This is a genomic window from Pauljensenia sp. C0170B4 (assembly GCF_056590235.1).
Map to the genome: position 1 here is coordinate 76,516 of NZ_JBWPVS010000007.1, position 20,967 is coordinate 97,482.

Sequence of the window (20,967 nt, forward strand, 5' to 3'; positions counted from 1 at the left end):
GAAGACCAGTGTGACGCGCGTGTCTCGAACGCCTGCGGATGACCGAAGCCGGTGTGCCTTAGGAATCGAAAGGTCTGGATCTTTCCTGAAGAAGGGCTGTGTTGAGACGGAAGCGCTCAACTCGTCCTGCATGCATAATGATCCCATTGTGAGCTCCCCACCGCTCCGCACGAACAGCGACAGGAACGCTGCGCGCGACCTGTGCCAATGCTCGAATCAAATCAGGTGACGGATCCAGCGCGATCACTGTGTCATGCGCGTGTGAGCGTAGTTGTGTCCACTGATGAGATCCAAGCAGCGTGATCTGGGCTGGATCAAAGCCCGGCCGACAATCGCGTGGGCCTGACACCATATGCCAGTGCGTCTCGAGAATGCGGCGCGCATCCTCCAGATCATCACCGATCAGCACGCACGACCCGTGCGGATAAGAGAGTGACTCAAGTGAGGCTCCTACCCAGCCCAGACATGGCGCAGCGGGCTCCCCGTTCCCTGCTGGAGCTGTCCTATCTGCTCGCTGCGCCTTGCCCTCCGCCTTATCTCCTTCTGTCAGCTCGGCCCCTTCTGTCGACAATGCTGTGTCAGGGCGAGTCCGCAGCATTGAAAGAGGGGCATTCAAAGACAGCACCGTCCACGGCTCCGCACTCTCAGTGACAGAGGCTGCATGTGTGTCGCGCTCGGCATTGGTGGGGATCGCGTGGGGGAGTGCACATAACACCCCTGTCAGGTCAACAGGTTCACCGATTCCTCCGTCGCATGAGGAGCGGATACGTGACGGAAGAGAGGCAAGAATGAAATGGCCATCGTGGCGAGTGAGCGGTGTGCGCACACCAAGTCCTGCGCGCAGCGCTTCATCTGACGAATGGGCTGCGACAAAACGGGTAGAAAAAGCTGAACTGCAGCTTCCCCCGGTGCCAAACTCACCCGGAGTTGCGGCAACGATGGTGATACCGCTGGCACGAGCCTGCGACAAGCACTCACTCCACACAGTGTGTGCCGTGCCCGCTGACAGCACGCGGTCCAACGATCGCATCATGTCGGGAACATCGGTGACGATCAGGACGGATGGGCCGTGTGCCGCAATGCCGGTGAGCAGGTGCGTAACGGCGCCTGCATCATCGAGTGAGAGACGGGAAGCAAACAGCTGCGTGCTCATCGCGTGGCCGGCCAGCGATGTGCTGTCACACAGGTGGATTGGTATCCCGCGAGCTTGCCCGATCCTCACGCCCAGCGCCTGTGCACACTGCGCCAGATCAGCGCTGCGATAGTGAGGCCCTTCCAAGCGGATATGCCCATCCTCAAAGAGCACGCTGTAATGGCGTCCGATATCGATCCCATCAGCCACCCCAATCGCAATGCGCCGATCAGCCTCCCCGCTGCATCCACGTACTGCCACCTGGCTAAGGTAGGTGGCGTCAACCTCGTGCCATGAAAGGGGCGAGGGAAGCTCGGGCGCCCATAGAGGCGGGCAGTCATTTTCACGCCCCCACCTGTCGCGCACGCGCCGAACCACCCGCTCTATGTCACCACAGTACGCAAACTGTATGTGCGTCCCACCATTGATAAGCGCACGACCAGGGTGACGAGGAAGTGAAGCAGCTGCCGGGGTGCCGATCGCATCGAGCGAATCTGCCTCGGTGGCACAGCGCAATGCGATGCGAATGTCAATGTTGGAGCGCATGGCCGGCGTGATCGCCCCTGACGGGCGCTGGGTCGCAGCAATGAGATGCAATCCCAGGGAGCGTCCCTGGGCAGCCAGCCTGACCAGCGCATCCAAAGTGTCGGGATGCGAATCAGCGAGGACCCGGAACTCATCGATCGCGATAATGATGCGCGCGGGAGGTTCGGGCGCCGCACCTCGGCAATGAGCCTCATGCCAGCGGCGAATGTCGGGAAAGCCGAGGCGCGCAAGGTCGCGTTCGCGTTCTCGCAGGAGCGATGACAGTCCTCGAATCGCCCGACTCGTGGCATCAGGCTCCAGGTCTGTCAGGACCTGGCGGGTGTGGGGCAATCGCGTCAATGGCGTGAATGTGGCTCCTCCCTTGTAGTCAATGAGGACGAGTTGCACCTGGCGCGGGCTGAAGCGTTCACACATCTGCGCCAGCCACGTCGTCAGCGCTTCCGATTTTCCAGATCCCGTTATGCCGGCAAGCAACGCGTGAGGACCGTCTGAGACAAGGTCAATGCTGACGAGTCGGTGTCCGTCGTGTCCGATGGGTACGCGCAGGCACTGAGAGTGCGATTCGTCCGGCTCCCACTGAGCAAGGTCCTCCCATGTTACCGAGTCCGGAACACTGTTGTGGGTGCCTTCATCAGCAGACTCGGTGCACGTATCCCACCATCGGTCAGTTACGAGGACGTGGTTCGGGCGAATGATGTGGTCACACCATTCGGGTAAATCTGCATATCCTGCTCCGACACCAATATGTACCACGTGCCGACCATCTCCAGCACGTCTCAGTTCGGATCCGCCTCTATCTGCACATGCCACGCAGACGGACCCGCTGACAATGTGAATGTCGATTGCGGGCGAACCGATGCGGCGCGCGTGACTATCTGGATTGATGATGCGGGCGCCGCCCAGTCGGGCAGCGATTTGAGCTGCCCACCAGTAGGCACCCGACACAGCGTGCTCCCCGATAAAACCGACGACACGCACCTGCACTCGCTCTCCAGTTCGGCGCGAATGGCCCCGACGCATCGGCGCGCGTCGGGGCCCTGAAACGAGGGAAACAGGTGCAGGTGACGAGCCGTATATCTCGCTCAGATTCAGCTCCAGTGCAGGGGATTTTCCAAGCATGCCGGGCCACACAGGAAGTGCATCTGGCAACGTACGATCCCCGCTGCCGCTGTGTCTACCTGGAGGCGACAGCGGTGCTGAAGATGAGTGCGAATCGCCGCGAGGCAGTGCGCTGAGCGCGACGGCGAGGGAGGCTGCGTCGTAGTGCCTCCAGAATCTCCGACGCCTGAGTAAGCGAAGCACGAATATTCCTGCCACCAGCGCCATCGCCACACCCAATGCGCCGACCAGCCACCCACGCGCAGCACCTCCCCACATGGACAGGCGCCACACCATCATGGGGATGAACAGCAGCATGGGGATGATGCCCCATCGCACGAACCGATTGCGAACGGGGTCAGGCTGTGGCCAGGAGGAGTTGAGAGGCCTGGCACGCACCTCGAATACGTTTCCACCAGCGAAAATACGATGCCCCACTGATAGGGGCAGCGCACGTGCGCCGACTTGTCGAGAAAAGCGCCGCGGAAGCATGCCGACGAGGGGGAGGCGCCGCGCCACACGTGTTCCGTTGGTGGAGTCGCAATCGGTGATGGACAGTTGTGCGCGCTCGCGGCGCAGCCAGGGCCATCGGGGTACGTGATCTGATCGCACTCGTCGTGTAAGTGAGCGGGCCACGGCACCGTGATCCTCAAGAAAAGCGTGCGTGCGGGACAAATGTTGCGAGGTCAGACCGTGCCCGTCTGCTCTGCCAATCAGCGTACAGGCTTCGATCGGCACCACTAGTCCCACATCCGGACCACTCACGCACGCCAGATGAAAAGCTGTCTTTAACGGGTGAGCGGCAGCCGCAGTGTCGTCCTCTCCGGCCGGCGCTACTTCAGCGCGGGTGAATTTCGCCGCGCGTGCGGGTGCGTCCTCTCGTTCGCGAAGCATAGGAAGTGTCAACGTCGTCATGTCAACATGGTGATGTCCTCACCGCCGCGCCTCCACTCAGATGACCTGGAATGTGGACAGGCAGTAACACGCGTACGCTCTGTGGATAACAGTCGCCCTCCACAGCACCTACGTCGATTCGCGCAATTCGCGCCCAGACATCCACAGGTCGCCCTCGTCGACCAGCCGGAACGCGAACAGTGGAACAATAGTCGTATGGAAGATCAGCATGCCGCCACCGCGGGCACCCCCGCAGCTCAGCCGCCCAGCATCTCGCAGAGCCCCCAGTGCGATCAGAGCGTCCCACCGTCGGCACGCGAGCAGTGGGTCGACCTGGTTGAACGGATCGAGCAGGCACGCCACGACTACTACGACAAGGATGCGCCTCAACTGAGCGACGCGGACTACGACACCCTCTTCCGCCAGCTGGAGGACATAGAGCGCACCTACCCGCAGCTATCAGGACCTGACTCGCCTACGGCCACGGTCGGTGGCACACGCAGCGAAGCATTCGCGCCGGTCGAGCATGCAGAACCCATGATGTCGCTCGAGGACGTCTTCTCCCTGGACGAACTGCGCTCGTGGTGGCAGCGCACGATTGACGAGGTTGGCTCTGCGAGTACCGCGATGACGACGGAAGTTAAAATCGACGGCCTGGCAGTGTCGCTGCTGTATCGAAACGGGTTCCTCATCCAGGCGGCAACCAGGGGTGATGGGCGCGTGGGTGAAGATGTGACCGCGAATGTGCGCACTATTTCATCCATTCCGCATGTCCTGTCCGGCGGTCCGCACCCTGAAATGGTGGAAATTCGCGGCGAGATCTACATGCCGTTGGAAGACTTTGCGCAGATTAACGAGCAGCGCGCTCGCGCGCACAACGAGTACGCGGAAAAACTTGAGCAGTACCGTGCTGGAGAACTGAATCGTCAGCCCCACAAGCCTCCGGCACCTTTTGCCAACCCACGCAACGCTGCAGCCGGATCACTTCGGCAAAAAGATCCGGCGATCACTGCGCAGCGCTCGCTCGCTCTGTTGGCGCACGGCATTGGCGCTATCGAGGCTGGTGAGTCTTTCACCGCCCCTACACACCTGTTCGGCTGGTACGAGCTGTTCCAACAGTGGGGAATCCCGGTGTCACCTCACACGCGGCTGGTGCATTCCTATGACGAGATTGCTCAACGCATTGACGAGCTGGGTGATCAGCGTGCCGGACTGGATCATGAGATCGACGGCGTCGTGATCAAAGTTGACGATCAGGGGCTTCAGCGCCAGATGGGGGCCACCTCGCGCGTGCCGCGATGGGCGATTGCCTACAAGTTCCCACCTCAGGAAGTCACGACGCGCCTGCTCGACATCCACGTCCAGGTTGGACGCACGGGTCGCGTCACGCCCTACGCGGTGATGGATAAGGTGTTCGTGTCCGGCTCGCATGTGCAGAGAGCGACACTGCACAACGCGGGCGAGGTGGCGCGCAAGGGAGTGTTGATCGGTGACCTGGTGATTGTGCGCAAAGCGGGAGATGTCATCCCTGAAATTGTTGGACCGGTGGTGGACGAACGGGATGGAACTGAGCGGGAATTCGTCATGCCGACCGAGTGCCCGTCGTGCGGCAGTATGCTCAGGGCCGAGTCTGAAGGCGATGCGGATCTGCGCTGTCTGAATCGCGCGCTGTGCCCGGCGCAGCTGACTGAACGCATTGAACATATTGCGTCACGGTCCGCATTGGACATCGAGCATCTGGGAGCTGAGGCCGCCCTCGCGCTGACGCAGCCTGAGAACCATCGTGACGAGGTCGCGGCGGCGCTGATTGCGGGGCATCGAGTCGTGCTCGAAGACGGCACGCACATTGTGCTCACCGACGTTGACCACTTAAGTCACGGTGAGCAGATGGAAGCGGCAAATGCGATGCTGCCATCCGCTCAGGACCCGGTTGTCACCTCTGAAAGCGAAATCTTTACGCTCACCGCCGATGATGTGAAAGATGTGATGATCTGGCGCCAGGTACCTTCCAGCGAGGACTGGGCGTACGTCCACTTCTTCTGGACACAGCCGTGGGTCACCAGGACGCGGTCAGAAAACAAGGTGAAGATCAAGTTCCGCGAACCGGCTGAGTCTCGCCCTCGTGACACGCTGACGCAGATGCTCGAACTCATGGACAGGCAGGCACGCACTCAGCCACTGTGGCGCGTGCTGGTTGCACTGTCGATTCGCCACGTCGGCCCCACGGTCGCCAGGGAACTGACAGCGGCAATGCCCTCGATGGAGGCGATTTCCTCGGCCACTGAAGAACAACTCAGCGCAATCGACGGGGTAGGCCCGATCATTGCGCGCGCGATTGGTGACTGGTTCGCACAGCCTGACAATCAGGAGATTGTGCGCCGGTGGGCAGCCTCAGGGGTGCGCATGCACGACAGTGACGAGGGTGGATCCGCATCCACTCACGCAGCCACGCTGGAAGGACTGACGATCGTCGTCTCCGGATCGGTGGAAGGGTACACGCGTGACAGCGCGAAGGAAGCCATCACGGATCGGGGCGGGCAGGCAACCAGCTCGGTCAGCAAGAAAACGTCACTGGTTGTGGCAGGCCCTGGGGCCGGGTCAAAAGTGGCGAAAGCCGAAGAACTCGGCGTCCCGATTCTTGACCAGTCCCGCTTCGACGAACTGCTGGCACGCGGTATGAGTGTCCTCGAAGAAACTGACGCGCAGGCTGACGAGGCACACGCTGCTTCAGTCGACTCAGACGACCCACTCGAAGGGGTGGAGGAGCCGCTCAATGATGCGGGTGGGCAGGCCTCGTCTCTCCCACTCTTCTAGCGTCAGCTGCCTGGACGTCGTGAGGTCTTTGGCGAAGATCTCTTCCATGCGCTCTGCCAAAGCGGTGGAACGGAACTGCAGATTGACTTCAAAATTGCCCTGCATCGACAGGCGATCGATGTTGGCAGTACCAATCGTTGACCAGTGCGAATCAATCGTCATGGTCTTGGAGTGGATCATGGCGTGCTGATACAGCCAGATTTCAATACCGTTGCGCAGCAGCTCTCCGTAGTAGGGGCGCGCAACCCAGTCCGCCATGATGTGGTTGGAATATTCAGGGATCAGCACCTTCACGCGCACGCCTCGCTGCGCAGCCGCAACCAGGTTGTGCAAAATTTCCTTATCGGGAATGAAGTAAGCAGTGGTGATCAGGATCTGGTCACGCGCGCGGTCAATGGCATCCAGGTACAGGCCCCGCACGGGGAACAGTAATCGTGAGGGCAGATTGAATTCGGCACTGATGGGTGGGAACCAGTCCTTAACCCCGCCGTCAGGTAGAGCCGGCTGCCACGGCCGCTTGAAATGATTCCAGAATTCAGCGAACCCGTCCGCCAACTCCATCACCGCCGGACCGGTGATACGGACGTGAGTATCTCGCCATTCGATGCCGAAACGCTCACCAATGTTGTAACCACCAACGAAGCCGTACTTCCCGTCGGTGACGAGAATCTTGCGGTGATCACGCCCTGTCTTGCGCAAATTAAGCGTGAACAGGCCCGAACGAATCTCAGGGATACGCCGGTGGAACAGGTTCGGGTGCCTGGGGAAAATCTTGAACAGTGGATTCTGATTCAGCACTCCGAAACCGTCGTAAACGATGTAGACCTGAACGCCTCGATCAGCAGCGGCATAGAGTGCATCCTTGAAGGCGCGTCCAATCTCGTCGGCCGCCCAGATGTAGGTCTCAAAGCAAATCGACTCACGAGCCTCGTTGATCGCGTCCAGCATGTCGGTATAAAGCGACTCGCCCTCGGTGTAGGTCCGCACAACGTTCGAATCGATTTGGACATCGCTGGGGGGCAAAGTGGGGAAGCCGTGACGGCCACCGGGAATACGTGCGATTCGGACTCGGTCAACGGCATGAACCGTGACGACGGCAGCAGCTTGCGCAACGAGCAGCCCGATACCGACACCTTTGAGAATCTTCCACCCCGTCTGGTGGTTTAAACGCCACTTCCGTGCAACTGCCATGCCGTTAGCCTAATTCCTTCCCGACAATTTGAGAACTTATACATGTGAGACACGTGCCTTCGGGCCCGCTGGGTCGAATATCTGCTTCGTGCCACATAGAATTGGCACCATGTCACGCATCAGTACTGAAGAAGTCGCCCGCGTCGCCGGGCTGGCCAGGATTGCGCTGACGCAAGAAGAAATCGAGCGCTTCGCCGGTGAACTTGACGTCATCGCTACATCCGTTGCACAAGTGTCCGAAGTTGCCACCCCTGACGTTCCCGCAACGTCGCACCCCATTCCGTTGGCGAATGTGTGGCGCGAAGACGAAGTCGGCCCCACCCTCGACCGTGATGAGGTTCTGGCGCAGGCACCGGCTCAGGACCGCGGAATGTTCCTCGTCCCGCAGATTCTCGAGGAGGACTGATGAACGACCTGCTCAAGAAATCCGCACTCGAACTCGCCGACATGCTCGAGGCAGGTCAGATCACATCCGTTGAACTGACGACAGCATGCCTGGACCGGATCGACGCTCTGAATGAACACGTCAACGCCTTCCTGCATATTGACCGCGAGGGTGCCCTCGAAACAGCTCGTCGCGTTGACGAGCGCCGCGCAGCGGGGGAGAAGCTCCATCGCCTTGCAGGCGTCCCCATCGCAGTGAAAGACAACATGGTCGTACGTGGCATGCCCACCACCTGTGCCTCCAGGATCCTCGAGGGATGGCTGCCACCGTACGACGCAACTGTCGTCGAAAAGATTCACGAGGCCGGCCTGCCGATCGTCGGCAAGACCAACATGGACGAATTTGCCATGGGATCCTCAACTGAGCACTCCGCATATGGCGCAACAGGAAACCCGTGGGATCTTGGCCGTATCCCCGGCGGATCCGGCGGCGGGTCAGCTGCCGCTGTCTCAGCGTTCATGGTGCCGCTCGCCCTCGGCTCCGATACTGGCGGGTCGATCCGTCAGCCAGGTGCAGTGACGGGAACTGTGGGGGCAAAGCCCACCTACGGTGCGGTTTCACGTTACGGTCTGGTTGCGATGGCCTCGTCGCTCGATCAGATCGGGCCTGTCACCCGCACAGTTGCGGACGCTGCCGCCTTGCAGGAACTCATCGGTGGTCACGACCCACACGATTCCACATCCTTGACTGACCCGGTGCCGCCCCTTGCTGACAGTGTGCGCGCCGTGGCAGACCGTGGCAGCATTGCCGGACTGAAGATCGGCGTCGTGACGGAACTGTCCGGCGAGGGGTATGAACCCGCGGTGCTCGACGCGTTCAACGCCAGTGTGGAGGCCCTCAAGAACGCAGGCGCTGAAGTCATCGAAGTGTCCTGCCCGAGCTTTGCATACGCGCTCGCGGCCTACTACCTGATCATGCCGGCCGAGGCATCCTCGAACCTGGCACGTTTTGACGGCATGCGCTACGGCATCCGTGTTGAACCCGCCGAAGGTAATGTCACAGCCGAACGCGTCATGGCTGCTACCCGCGAGGCTGGTTTCGGTGATGAGGTCAAACGCCGCATCATTCTGGGCACTCACGTCCTGTCGGCCGGTTACTACGACGCGTATTATGGATCCGCGCAGAAAGTCCGCACCCTCGTGCAGCGCGATTTTGCGCGCGTCTTCGAACAGGTCGACGTCCTCGTCTCGCCGACCGCGCCGACCGTCGCCTTCGAGATGGGTGGAAAGATCAACGACCCGATGGCGATGTACCTCAACGACATTGCCACCATTCCGGCCAACCTTGCAGGCGTCCCCGCAATGACGATTCCGAATGCCGTGACCGAACAGAATCTGCCCGTCGGATTCCAGGTGATTGCACCGGCACGTCATGATCAGAAGATGTACGAGGTGGCAGCGCTTGTTGAACTGCTCAGCGATGATGTTGCGGGCAGATGCCCGGCTGCCGACTGGAAGGTGAGCGAATGATGGAAGACCTCATGGATTATGAAGACGCGGTCAAACAGTTCGACCCTGTTCTCGGTATCGAGGTTCACGTCGAGCTGGGCACGAAGACCAAGATGTTTGACGCTGCGCCCAACGCGTTCGGTGGCGACCCGAACACCTTTGTTACGCCAGTGTCCCTCGGATTGCCAGGTTCCTTGCCGGTCGTCAACCACAAGGCTGTTGAATACGCCATCAAGATTGGCCTGGCACTGAACTGTGAAATCGCGGAGTACTGCCGTTTTGCCCGAAAGAACTACTTCTACCCGGATCTGACGAAGGCATTCCAGACTTCGCAGTACGATGAGCCGATCGCGCACGACGGTTATGTCGACGTCGAACTCGAAGACGGCGAAATGTTCCGCGTCACCATCGAACGTGCTCACATGGAAGAAGACGCTGGCAAGAACACCCACGTCGGCGGCGCGGACGGCCGTATCCACGGTGCCGACCACTCGCTGGTGGACTACAACCGCGCCGGCGTGCCCCTGGTTGAGATCGTCACGCGTCCAATCGAAGGCGCCGGCGAACGCGCTCCGGAGGTTGCCGCAGCATACGTGCGCTCACTGCGTGACATTTTCCGCACGCTGGAAGTCTCGGAAGCTCGAATGGAACGCGGAAACGTGCGCGCCGACATTAACGTGTCGCTGCGTCCCAGCCCCGATGCGCCGCTCGGCACGCGCTCAGAGACGAAGAACGTGAACTCTTTCCGCGGTATCGAGCGCGCTGTCCGATTCGAAATTCAGCGCCACGCTGCGATCCTGTCGGCGGGGGGCACAGTCATCCAGGAAACGCGCCACTTCCACGAGGAGGACGGGTCGACTTCGTCAGGCCGCGAGAAGTCTGATGCGGAAGACTACCGCTACTTCCCTGAACCAGACCTGGTTCCGCTTGCTCCGTCGCGCGAATGGGTCGAGCAGTTGCGCGCCGAGCTGCCTGAATTGCCGGTAGCGAAGCGTCGGCGCCTGCGCACCGAGTGGTCTTATTCGGATAAGGAAATGCGCGACGTCGTCAATGCCGGAGCGCTTGAGCTGATCGAAAGCACTGTTGAGGCCGGTGCCTCACCTGCCGCTGCACGCAAGTGGTGGATGGGTGAGCTGGCACGCACGGCGAAGCAAAATGAGGTTGCGTTGGAGGATCTGACGGTCGCACCCGAGCAGATTGCGCAGCTTCAGAAGCTCGTTGACGATGGACGACTGACCGATAAGCTTGCCCGCCAGGTCCTCGAAGGTGTCCTGGCCGGCGAGGGCGATCCCGAGCAGGTCGTGCAGGCGCGTGGCCTTGAGGTGGTCAGTGACGAGGGCGCACTGACGTCTGCCGTTCAGGAAGCACTTGACGCCAATCCCGACGTCGTTGAGAAGATCAAGGGTGGCAAAGTGAAGGCCGCTGGCGCCCTGGTCGGAGCAGTGATGAAGGCGACTCGAGGCCAGGCCGACGCTGCGCGCGTGCGTGAACTCATCATGGAAATGGTGGGTGTCGAGGAGTAAAACCCGACCGATTTCAGCCCCTGGAGTGGGAATGTGAGGTGGCGGCGGAGCTGGCAGGCTCTGCCGCCACCTTCTTGCGTTAGCGGCTACTGTAATGAAGGGAAGAGACGCGGTGGTCTCTGCTGACATTCCACCATATGTGCGCGGCGACAATATTTGGATTTAAAAGTTAAACACAAATGCGTAAATTGACTTCATGAAGTGAAACTGGCGTGTATTGTGGTGGTGCCTGAGGGCATTGCAGCTCGCGGCATCACAGTCCATCAGTTCACTGGAGAACGAATGATCGATGAAGCACAAGACACGCTCCTGGAGATGAAGCACATCACCAAGGCGTTCCCCGGAGTCATCGCACTCGACGATGTCAATCTAAGAGTGCGTCGCGGCGAGATTCACGCAATTTGCGGGGAAAACGGCGCAGGTAAATCCACATTGATGAAAGTTCTGTCCGGTGTGCATCCCCACGGCACCTACGACGGCCAGGTTGTATACAACGGTGAGGAAATGAGGTTCGCGACAATTCGCGACTCTGAAAGAACCGGAATCGTCATCATTCACCAGGAACTTGCTCTCATCCCGACATTGTCGATAGCGGAGAACATGTTCCTGGGAAATGAGGTTCGCAGCAGTTTCGGAATTGACTGGCACCAGACACGACTGCGGGCAGCCCGATACCTGGCGGAGGTTGGACTGGACGAGTCGCCGGATGAGCTGATTTCGAACATCGGGGTCGGCAAGCAGCAGCTCGTTGAAATCGCGAAAGCTCTTGCCAAGGACGTCCGACTGCTGATTCTGGATGAGCCGACCTCTGCGCTGAATGAGGAAGAATCAGCACATCTACTGGAGCTCATGCGCAAGCAGCGCGGTCGTGGAATCACCATGATCATGATCTCGCATAAGCTCGACGAAATCGCCCAAATCGCTGATTCAGTCACGGTCATTCGTGATGGGAAAACCGTGGGATACATCGATGCACAGAATTCACCGATCGACGAGGATCACATCATTCGTCTCATGGTTGGGCGTCCGCTTGACCGCCGCTTCCCCGAACGTGAATCGCACCCCGGTGACATTCGATTTGAAGTGGATGACTGGTGGGTTCGCCACCCTGTCGCCGCAGATCGATGGGTATGCAAGGGATCGAGTTTCTATGTCAGGGCAGGGGAAGTGGTCGGCTTTGCGGGCCTGATGGGTGCCGGGAGGACTGAGCTGGCGCGCTCCATTTTCGGCCGATCTTACGGAGTGTGGGAATCGGGCAGTATGAAGATCGACCACCAGCCAGTTAAGGCTGATACCGTACCTCGCGCCATCGAAGCGGGACTGGCTTACTTGCCTGAAGACCGCAAGACCCTCGGATTGAACCTGCTGGACGTTATATACGAGTCCGTTATCTCGGCACGCCCGGAAAAAATCACCCATAACGGGATCATGAATATTGACGAAGGGGTCATGGCAGCCGAGCAATATCGTAAAGAATTGCAAATCAAGACCCCATCTGTCATGACAGGGGTCGGCACGCTGTCCGGCGGGAACCAGCAAAAAGTGGTTTTAGCGAAGTGGATGTTCACTGACGCCGACGTCATGATCCTCGACGAGCCAACCCGTGGGATTGATGTGGGCGCCAAGTATGAGATTTACACCTTCATTCAGCAACTCGCCGCTGCAGGAAAAGCTGTGATCGTCATCTCTTCTGAATTGCCCGAACTTTTGGGAATCACCGACCGAATCTACACGATTTTCGAAGGTCAGATCACCGGCGAGATGCCGTCGGATCAGGCAGACCAGGAAACACTCATGCACCTCATGACCTCATCAACAACACCCCAGTCCGCGTAGCAGGAGAAAAGGACACACTATGAAAAAGAATTTTCGCGCTCTTTTCGGGGGCGATTTTCGACAATTTGCGATGATCGCAGCGCTACTGGTGATCGTCGTGTTTTTCCAGGTCTTTACGGGCGGCAAAGTCCTGCAATCACAGAACCTCATGAACCTGATCATGGGCAACGCATACGTGCTGATCCTGGCGATGGGGATGGTACTGGTCATCATTGCCGGGCATATTGATTTGTCGGTGGGATCGGTAGCAGCCTTCGTTGGCATCATCGTTGCCAAATTGACGACTGAATCCGGGTTGCCGCCTGTTGTCGGCTTGCTGGTAGGACTGGGCGTTGGCATCCTCGTGGGATGCTGGCAGGGTTTCTGGGTAGCCCAATGGGGAATCCCGGCGTTCATCACAACCCTGGCGGGCATGATGCTGTTCAGAGGCGCCAACCAGTTCATTGGGAAATCCATGACAGTACCTGTCCCTGAGCTTTTCCAGACCCTTGGCGCGGGCTATATGCCCGATATTGCTCCAGATGTCTTAGCCTTTAACTTGCCGACGATGGTCCTTGCTGTTCTGATCGTCGCCGCGCTGGCATGGGGCGAATTTAACCGTCGGCGCAAGAGCCTCCGGGCCCAGTCAGATGTGCCGCCACTGTGGGTACCGATTGTGCGTCTTGTCGTCGTAGGCGGTGCCATCCTGGGCGTGATGTGGCTCTTCGCTACAGGCAGGCCAGGCACGTCGTTCCCGATACCAGGACTCATCGTGGTTGTCCTTGTCATCATTTTCCACTTTATTTCGACACGCACAATCATCGGACGGTCCGTCTATGCGATTGGTGGCAACCGTGCTGCAGCAGCTTTGACAGGCATCCGCGTCAAACGCACGAATTTCGCTGTCATGTGTACCTCCTCCGTTCTAGCCGCTATCGCAGCGATGGTGTTTATCGGCCGATCCACCTCATCGGGGCCTCAGGACGGAAATATGTGGGAGCTCGATGCGATCGCAGCCTGCTTCATCGGCGGCGCATCCGTGTGGGGCGGAATTGGAACTATCGGTGGAACGATGGTAGGCGCTCTGGTAATGGCATTTCTGAACAACGGTCTTCAGCTGCTGGGCGTGGGCTCTGACTGGACACAGATCATTAAGGGACTCGTTCTGCTCCTGGCCGTCGCAGTTGACGTCTACTCCAAGCGTCAGGGCAAGCGCTCGCTGATCGGTACGTTCCAAAACGCGATACGAAACAGGCGAGCCATCGAATCGGCGGAGAATTCTCCTGGCAGCAGCCCGGCAAAATTAACTGCCGGCTCGCCAACCATTGACGAAGCGGACGAGTCAGCCCTCATGCAAATCAGTAACGACGCTGGAAAAACATCGGTCGATCCTGTCACGAAAGGAGAATCGCCTACGGGCAGTTCACCTGCCTGATCCATGAAACCAAACAGATGCTTGTCGGCAAACTCACGCGGTTGGAGTGGATCAAACGTTCCGAGCGCGCGTGGATTCTCACAGACGAGCATTCAAAGACAGACTCACTTATCGAAAGAAGGAAGACATGAAACCTCTCAAGAAAATTGCGACGGTCTGCGCAGTTTCCACCCTCGCCTTTGCTATGAGTGCGTGCGGTGGACGAGGCGGGGGCACCTCGGATCAATCCGGTGTTGCTGCGGACTCAGGTGCGTCAGGAGAATCGGCGGGAAGCGCCGGTGGGGATATTTCGTTGGGCATCGCTATGCCGCAAAAGACGTCCCAAAACTGGGTTGAAGCCGAGCAAATGTTTAAAGATGACTGTGCCGAAGCAGGCATCACGTGTACCTTGCAATTCGCAAATGGCGGTGTCGCCGAACAACAGAACCAGATTGCCGCAATGATTGAGAACGGCGTTGATGTTCTGTTGATTGGCGCTATCGACGGGTCCCAACTGGGCACACAGCTTCAACAGGCGAAGTCGGCGGGCATCCCCGTCATCGCCTACGACCGACTCTTGACGAATACCACGGACGAGGACTACTACATCGCCTACGACAACTACGGTGTTGGTAAGCTGCAGGGCCAGGCACTGCTGGAAGGACTTGAGGCGAAGGGTACGCCCACGCCCTGGGATATTGAACTATTTGGCGGCTCGCCCGACGATTCGAATTCCTTGAAATTCTTCAACGGTGCGATGGAAGTGCTTCAGCCCAAGATCGATGACGGTACCCTGGTTGTGAAATCTGGCCAAAACGATTTCACCAAGGTCGCAACTCAGGGGTGGAAGCCCAATAACGCGCAGGATCGCATGTCTTCGTTGCTGACGTCCACCTATCAGGGGGATGAAGTTCCCGACGGTGTACTCTCGCCCAACGACACACTGGCGCGCGCAATCATCACCGCCGTTGAGCAGGCTGGAAAACCTGTTCCAGTAGTGACGGGTCAGGACTCTGAAGACGAATCTGTAGGCTGGGTTGTCCAGGGCAAGCAATATTCCACGATCTTCAAGGACACTCGTCTCCTGGTCAAGGGCGCCATTCAGCTGGCTATGGAGGCAGCACAGGGAAATGCTGACCCAACCGTTGACGGCGCGACTGTGGACAAAGAACAGTATGAATCCATGGAAGGTCATGCTGTCACGTCCTTCCTGCTGACTCCGCAGATTGTTACTCAGGACAATGCGGAGGAGATCTACAAGGACGACGCCCACCGCATGGAGCTCGTCAACGCAGCCAAGTAGACGTTCTGTCATCGACGAGGGCGGCCTGTGGGTCGCCCTCGTCCCTTATCTGGGGGACTGAACACGTGTTGCTCCGGTCATGGCAGCAATGATGTCTTCGTAGGAGGTGGAGCGGGCGTTGAACGAGCCGTTGTTGCGCCCGTGACGGAGGACTTCGACGCGATCAGCTGTTGCACGCACGTCCGTGAGATTATGCGAAATGAAAATGACGCCCAACCCGAGATCCCTCAGATGCTCAATGTAAGTCAGTACCTCAGCCGTTTGAGTCACAGAAAGTGAAGCGGTTGGCTCATCAAGGATGACTATTTTCGGGTGTGCGACCAGTGTGCGCGCGATCGCCACACACTGACGCTGTCCTGCTGACAATTGATAGAGCGGCGTATGGACATCGGGGATTCTCGAATTCAACGATTCCAGATACTCGCGGGCTAATGCGTCCATCGCGTCGTCGTCTAGTAAGTGCGAGGTGCGCATTTCGTTTCCGAGAAAAATGTTGGCCGTCACATCGAGGTTGTCGCACAGTGCCAGTTCCTGGAACACTGTGGCGATGCCGAGCTGGTGAGCATGCGACGTTGACGAAATCGTGACAGGTTCGCCGTCGATCACGATGCGTCCACGTGAGGGAGGATAAACTCCGGCAATCATCCGTGCCAACGTTGATTTGCCTGCCGCATTATCGCCAACGAGCGCCACGACCTCATGTCGGTGAACTGTTATGGAGACGTCGACGAGCGCTTCGACGCCGCCGAAGAAGCGGCTGACGTTGCTGATTTCCAGAAGCGGAGCGGATGTTCTCATGGCATCTCCTCGTGGCTGGAGCGATGGCCGAACGTGTCCATGGCGAGGGCGAAAGCACCGATCACCTCTGAGCGCGGTCCAAGCTGCGCGGGAACGACGTGGATACCTGCCTGAGTAAGCAGGGGGCGGTTGTTGACTGCATCGCGGATAGGGTCGATGAGGATGTCGCCAGTTTGCGCCAGTTCTCCTCCGATGGCGATTACTTGCGGATCAGACCACGTCGCCAGATCTGCCAATACAGATCCGAGGGTCGCTCCCGCATCTGAAATCGCCTGGCGGCACCCGGCATCTCCGTCGTTGGCCAGTGCAATGACATCTCGCAAGGTGAGGTCGCCTCGTGAGAAGCGAAGGGAATCGATCAAAGCGTCGGCGCCGACGACTGTGTTCAGACACCCTCGTGCGCCGCAGCGACAAATGGGGCCATGAGGGGCGACCTGAATATGTCCTATTTCGCCGACGGTGCCGTGGGCGCCGCGATAAAGCTGGTGGTTGATCAGTACGCCTGCGCCGGTTTGGTAAGAGACCCGCGCATAGATGCTGTTGGCGGCACCACGGAGCGCGCCGTAGCGACTTTCAGCGAGGGCACCTACATTCGCGTCGTTGTCAACAACGACTTCGCTTCCTAAGCGACGCGAGAGCACGTCGCGCACGTCCACGTTTTCCCAATCGCGCATGATGCCGGGAATCGTGATCTTGGTGTTCGAGGGGTCAATAGGGGCCGGCAATGCAACTCCGATACCGACCAGTTCGTCAAGAGTGGCTCCAATTTTGTCTGTCAATTCCAGGATCAGCAAAGCGGTCCGGTCAAGGGTCGTGTCAACGCGATGATCTATTGGCAAAGGTAGAGACTGATCGGTTCGTGCACGTCCTGTAGCATCCGAGATCGTGATATGCAGCGCACGTCGGCCGATATAGACGCCAGCTGCCAGTCCGGTTTCGCGGGCTAGCGTCACCAGCTGAGCACGCCGACCTGATCTGATGGTGTTGCGTGTTTCAACTATTCCCTGCGACTGAAGTACTTTGACGATGTTGGAAATCGTTGCAGGTGACAGTCCCGTTGCGCTGGCAAGTTCGACTTGTGTGATCTGCCCATAGCGCTGCACAGTATCGATCACGCGCGCTGAATTCGCTTCACGTAAGGATACTTGGGAACCCACGGGTCCACTTGTCACACTCACGTAATCACGGTACCAAACCACGATGCCTAAACCTCGGGATCGCTGTGAAACGTGGCGCGCATGTCACAGAGTGCGCCGAGCGTTTAGGATGAAAATGGCAGTATCCATTTCGGAAGAACTCAAAGGTGCGTATCGCCCAGGTAGGAGACGCGATGAGCTTGTACCGTCGCTTGTTTGGTGAGCACACGCAGCTACACCTCATGGTCGCTTTGCTCATCGCTCTGACGTTGTTCTTCAATATCGCTACGTCAGGACGGATGCTGACGGCGCAAAATGCATACAACCTACTGGCCGGTAACGCCTATATTTTAGTGCTTGCCATCGGGATGCTCATGGTGATTGTCATCGGCCAAATCGACTTGTCGGTGGGATCTGTTGCGGGCTTCGTCTCGATGACGGTGGCCTTGCTTTTTGAAGGGATGGGCGTGCCATGGTGGCTCGGACTTGTCTGCGGACTTCTGATAGGTGGACTGATCGGAGTGTGGAACGGGATATGGATCTCGCGTGTAGGGATCCCGGGGTTCATCGTGACACTGGCAGGAATGATGCTCTTTCGGGGAGCGATTGTGTGGGAGTCGCGTTCACTGTCGTTCCCGCTGCCTCGTGAGTTCCAGGTTCTGGGCGCTGGAACGCTGCCTCAATGGGGACCGTCATGGACGGGGATGAATAATTCAACGCTGCTGGTCGGTGTGGTAACGGCCTCGGTTTTGGTCGTCAATGTGATTCGTCGGTATCGGCGTCGTGTCGTTCGCGGAGCCATTGAAGCTGAACTCTGGATCCCTGCAGTGCGCTGTGCGCTCATCATGGTCGCTGTGGGAGCACTGACATGGCTTTTCGGAGGCGACACCTCGACGAGTGCTTTCCCCGTTCCCGGGCTGCTCCTGCTCATCCTCGTGTTTGCATATGTGCTGCTCACTGAGCACACTGCGTTCGGCCGGCACGTATATGCAGTAGGTGGAAATGCTCATGCCGCGGCCTTGTCCGGCGTTAATACCCGCGCAGTCCAATTCGCTGTCATGGTCAACATGGGCGTTCTTGCAGCGTTGGCCGGAATGATGTTTGCTGGTCGAGCGACAGCTGCCGGTCCCCAGGACGGCACCCTGTGGGAACTCGATGCGATCGCTGCAGTCTTTATTGGCGGCGCAGCAGTTTCCGGGGGCGTAGGAACGGTGACGGGAGCTGTACTTGGAGGACTGGTGATGGCGGTACTCAACAATGGTCTTCTCCTATTGGGGGTCCCTTCTGACCGAAGTCAGGTGATTAAGGGCCTCGTCCTGCTCATGGCGGTGGCATTTGACATGTACTCGCGTAGACGTTTTGACGTGTCATTGTCGTCCCGCCTGTTTGCCGCGCAGGTGAGGCGCTGACTCATCGGGTTTGCGGACAGCGCCGCTTAGCTGGGGTGTGTGGATGCGCCGATCAGTCTTCGCCTGTTGAGCGCGAAGATGTCCACATAGTGCGATCGTTAACACCGTCGTTCCGAAAGGCTTGTACGATACAAAACGAACGAACTGACATACCGCGTGAACATTACGCTTTTGAGGAATGATTGTTTGTATGCGTACTTCTCCGTCATATACCGCCTCCTACAGGCTTGAATTTGATGAATCACAAGCGTCCATCGCCACCATCATCGATACGGTGACCGCCACAGGTGCCCAGGTGAAGGGATTCGATGTCGCGGATTCAGATCGCGGCCATATGATCATTGATCTGACTTGCGATATGCGTGATTCAAACCATCGACGCGAAGTGGAAGCTACCCTCGACGCCCTGCCTGGCATTCATACTGCAGCCGTGTCAGACCAGACCTTCCTCGCTCATATCGGCGGAAAAATCGCCATCGCTCCGCGCGTCCCGCTGCGTAACCGTGACGACTTGTCGCGCATCTATACCCCGGGTGTGGCTCGTGTATGCACTGCCATTCACGACATGCCGGAAAAAGCCCACCTGTTGACCATGAAGTCCAATACGGTGGCCGTCGTTTCAGACGGGACGGCTGTGCTGGGGCTGGGAGACATTGGTCCTGCTGCTGCGCTTCCAGTGATGGAGGGCAAGGCGGTCCTGTTCAAACAGTTCGGTGGTGTGGACGCGTGGCCAGTCGTCCTCGACACAAAGGACACCGAGGAAATCATCTCGATTATCAAGGCGATCGCACCGGCCTATGCGGGCATCAACCTGGAGGACATTTCAGCACCTCGCTGCTTCGAGATTGAGGAACGCCTGCGCGAGGAACTTGATATTCCGGTTTTCCACGACGATCAGCACGGCACCGCGATTGTTGTCCTGGCAGCTTTGCTCAATGCGCTCAAGCTGGTGGACAAGAAGATTGACGAGGTCCGCATCGTTGTGTCGGGTGTGGGGGCCGCCGGGTCAGCGATTATCCGTCTCCTGATGGCTCAGGGAGCAAAGGATATCGTGGGGTATGGCCGCACTGGAGCGCTGTGTGCGGATAACGTTGCAGGCATGCATGCTTCGCGTCGCTGGCTTGCTGAGCATACGAACCCGCGTCGGGTGACCGGCAACCTTAAGGATGGTCTGCGCGATGCTGATGTGTTTATCGGCGTCTCACACGGCGGCCTGATTACCGGCGAAGATGTGGCGACGATGGCTGATGACGCGATTGTCTTCGCGCTTGCCAACCCGACACCCGAGGTTGACCCGCTCGATGCCGCTCGATACGCACGCATCGTTGCGACGGGGCGTTCCGATTACGCTAACCAGATCAACAACGTGCTGGCTTTCCCAGGGCTGTTCCGCGGGTTGCTTGATGCGAAGGTCTCCCAGATTACGACGGAAGTCCTGAGGGTTGCCGCCGTGGCGATCGCATCCGTCATTTCGGATGACGAGCTTTCGCCCAGCTACATCATTCCCGGTGTCTTTGATGACCGCGTGCCGGTGGCCGTGTCCAAGGCGGTTCGCCAGGCTGTTCGTGATCTTCCCACCGTGGACATTCCGAACCAGGAGCACCTGGGTACTCGCTGAGTACAGTGCAAGCGCGCGTGGCCGCTTTCGTTGATCGTGCATCAGGATTGACGAGGGCGGCCGCCGCATGTTCCACGCACTTCACTGTGAGTGGAGACCGTGGAACGGTCGCGACCCGGAGGAGTCGTTTTCGTTGGAAATAAGCGCTTTTGATTCGATGTGTCGATGCTCACCCTGCCAAAGTTTGACCTCGAGTGGGAAGGTGAGTATATTTAATTCTCGCCGCTGATGGTGGAGCCGAGAGGTTCTGGTGTTAGTGGTTTTACTACGCTAGAGGGCTTTCTTAAAAGTTCTTGACCGTATGTAGGTGTTGTTTGTGAACTCGATAGTGTGTTTGTTTTGTTGATGCTTGTTTTTGTTTTTTGAGTTTTTTTGGTTGGGAT

At 58.5% G+C, this 20,967-nt stretch carries 13 protein-coding genes; 9 read left to right on the forward strand and 4 right to left on the reverse strand.

The window, feature by feature from the left end; translation table 11 throughout:
- Positions 1-58 precede the first annotated feature (58 nt).
- Positions 59-3,691: an FtsK/SpoIIIE domain-containing protein gene (locus AC1EJ1_RS09395; RefSeq protein ID WP_480295745.1), complete on the reverse strand. Its 3,633-nt coding sequence runs from the start codon at positions 3,689-3,691 to the stop codon at positions 59-61.
- 195 nt (positions 3,692-3,886) lie between these two features.
- On the opposite strand from AC1EJ1_RS09395, the gene ligA reads away from it, so the two are divergent.
- Positions 3,887-6,484 carry an NAD-dependent DNA ligase LigA gene (ligA, locus tag AC1EJ1_RS09400; RefSeq protein WP_480295746.1) on the forward strand — a complete coding sequence of 866 codons (2,598 nt, stop codon included), beginning with the start codon at positions 3,887-3,889 and terminating at the stop codon, positions 6,482-6,484.
- Here ligA and AC1EJ1_RS09405 read toward each other — a convergent pair.
- A complete protein-coding gene (locus AC1EJ1_RS09405) occupies positions 6,407-7,675 on the reverse strand; it encodes a phospholipase D-like domain-containing protein (protein WP_058236040.1) in 1,269 nt (422 codons plus the stop codon). The genes ligA and AC1EJ1_RS09405 overlap by 78 nt on opposite strands.
- Before the next feature lie 109 nt (positions 7,676-7,784).
- On the opposite strand from AC1EJ1_RS09405, the gene gatC reads away from it, so the two are divergent.
- The 6 genes from gatC (at position 7,785) to AC1EJ1_RS09435 (ending at position 15,623) form a co-directional block, all read left to right on the forward strand.
- Positions 7,785-8,081 (forward strand): Asp-tRNA(Asn)/Glu-tRNA(Gln) amidotransferase subunit GatC, encoded by a 297-nt coding sequence (gatC, locus tag AC1EJ1_RS09410; protein WP_058236039.1) that lies wholly within the window; start codon positions 7,785-7,787, stop codon positions 8,079-8,081.
- Complete coding sequence (gene gatA / locus AC1EJ1_RS09415; protein WP_058236038.1) at positions 8,081-9,589, forward strand: Asp-tRNA(Asn)/Glu-tRNA(Gln) amidotransferase subunit GatA; 1,509 nt, start codon at positions 8,081-8,083, stop codon at positions 9,587-9,589. Before gatC ends, gatA begins: the two co-directional genes overlap by 1 nt.
- A complete protein-coding gene (gene gatB, locus AC1EJ1_RS09420) occupies positions 9,589-11,091 on the forward strand; it encodes an Asp-tRNA(Asn)/Glu-tRNA(Gln) amidotransferase subunit GatB (protein ID WP_058236223.1) in 1,503 nt (500 codons plus the stop codon). Before gatA ends, gatB begins: the two co-directional genes overlap by 1 nt.
- Before the next feature lie 201 nt (positions 11,092-11,292).
- Positions 11,293-12,927, forward strand: coding sequence for an ATP-binding cassette domain-containing protein (locus AC1EJ1_RS09425; RefSeq protein WP_480295747.1), 1,635 nt, complete (start codon positions 11,293-11,295; stop codon positions 12,925-12,927).
- Between the two features lie 19 nt (positions 12,928-12,946).
- The gene (locus tag AC1EJ1_RS09430; RefSeq protein WP_082628447.1) at positions 12,947-14,341 is read left to right on the forward strand and encodes an ABC transporter permease subunit; all 1,395 of its coding nucleotides are present in this window, start codon (positions 12,947-12,949) and stop codon (positions 14,339-14,341) included.
- A 127-nt stretch (positions 14,342-14,468) separates the two neighbouring features.
- A complete protein-coding gene (locus tag AC1EJ1_RS09435; RefSeq protein WP_058236037.1) occupies positions 14,469-15,623 on the forward strand; it encodes a substrate-binding domain-containing protein in 1,155 nt (384 codons plus the stop codon).
- A gap of 45 nt (positions 15,624-15,668) precedes the next feature.
- Here AC1EJ1_RS09435 and AC1EJ1_RS09440 read toward each other — a convergent pair whose 3' ends face one another.
- Both AC1EJ1_RS09440 and AC1EJ1_RS09445 read right to left on the reverse strand, forming a co-directional pair.
- Complete coding sequence (locus AC1EJ1_RS09440) at positions 15,669-16,421, reverse strand: ATP-binding cassette domain-containing protein (protein WP_092648328.1); 753 nt, start codon at positions 16,419-16,421, stop codon at positions 15,669-15,671.
- Positions 16,418-17,599, reverse strand: a complete 1,182-nt coding sequence (locus AC1EJ1_RS09445) for an ROK family transcriptional regulator (RefSeq protein WP_092649065.1) — start codon at positions 17,597-17,599, stop codon at positions 16,418-16,420. The genes AC1EJ1_RS09440 and AC1EJ1_RS09445 overlap by 4 nt, the downstream gene beginning before the upstream one ends.
- Before the next feature lie 152 nt (positions 17,600-17,751).
- Here AC1EJ1_RS09445 and AC1EJ1_RS09450 point away from each other — a divergent pair, with 152 nt between their 5' ends.
- Both AC1EJ1_RS09450 and AC1EJ1_RS09455 read left to right on the forward strand, forming a co-directional pair.
- The gene (locus AC1EJ1_RS09450; RefSeq protein WP_058236035.1) at positions 17,752-18,966 is read left to right on the forward strand and encodes an ABC transporter permease subunit; all 1,215 of its coding nucleotides are present in this window, start codon (positions 17,752-17,754) and stop codon (positions 18,964-18,966) included.
- 190 nt (positions 18,967-19,156) lie between these two features.
- On the forward strand, positions 19,157-20,584 hold the full coding sequence (locus AC1EJ1_RS09455; RefSeq protein WP_480295748.1) for an NAD(P)-dependent malic enzyme: 1,428 nt from the start codon (positions 19,157-19,159) through the stop codon (positions 20,582-20,584).
- Positions 20,585-20,967: the final 383 nt, after the last annotated feature.

What these genes read in the sequence shown, in the direction of transcription:
- AC1EJ1_RS09450 (WP_058236035.1), top strand. Translation starts at nt 17,752, where the DNA reads ATGAGCTTGTACCGTCGCTTGTTTGGTGAGCACACGCAGCTACACCTC.
- AC1EJ1_RS09455 (WP_480295748.1), top strand. Translation starts at nt 19,157, where the DNA reads ATGCGTACTTCTCCGTCATATACCGCCTCCTACAGGCTTGAATTTGAT.
- AC1EJ1_RS09440 (WP_092648328.1), bottom strand. Translation starts at nt 16,421, where the DNA reads ATGAGAACATCCGCTCCGCTTCTGGAAATCAGCAACGTCAGCCGCTTC.
- AC1EJ1_RS09430 (WP_082628447.1), top strand. Translation starts at nt 12,947, where the DNA reads ATGAAAAAGAATTTTCGCGCTCTTTTCGGGGGCGATTTTCGACAATTT.
- AC1EJ1_RS09395 (WP_480295745.1), bottom strand. Translation starts at nt 3,691, where the DNA reads ATGACGACGTTGACACTTCCTATGCTTCGCGAACGAGAGGACGCACCC.
- gatB (WP_058236223.1), top strand. Translation starts at nt 9,589, where the DNA reads ATGGAAGACCTCATGGATTATGAAGACGCGGTCAAACAGTTCGACCCT.
- ligA (WP_480295746.1), top strand. Translation starts at nt 3,887, where the DNA reads ATGGAAGATCAGCATGCCGCCACCGCGGGCACCCCCGCAGCTCAGCCG.
- gatC (WP_058236039.1), top strand. Translation starts at nt 7,785, where the DNA reads ATGTCACGCATCAGTACTGAAGAAGTCGCCCGCGTCGCCGGGCTGGCC.
- AC1EJ1_RS09435 (WP_058236037.1), top strand. Translation starts at nt 14,469, where the DNA reads ATGAAACCTCTCAAGAAAATTGCGACGGTCTGCGCAGTTTCCACCCTC.
- gatA (WP_058236038.1), top strand. Translation starts at nt 8,081, where the DNA reads ATGAACGACCTGCTCAAGAAATCCGCACTCGAACTCGCCGACATGCTC.
- AC1EJ1_RS09405 (WP_058236040.1), bottom strand. Translation starts at nt 7,675, where the DNA reads ATGGCAGTTGCACGGAAGTGGCGTTTAAACCACCAGACGGGGTGGAAG.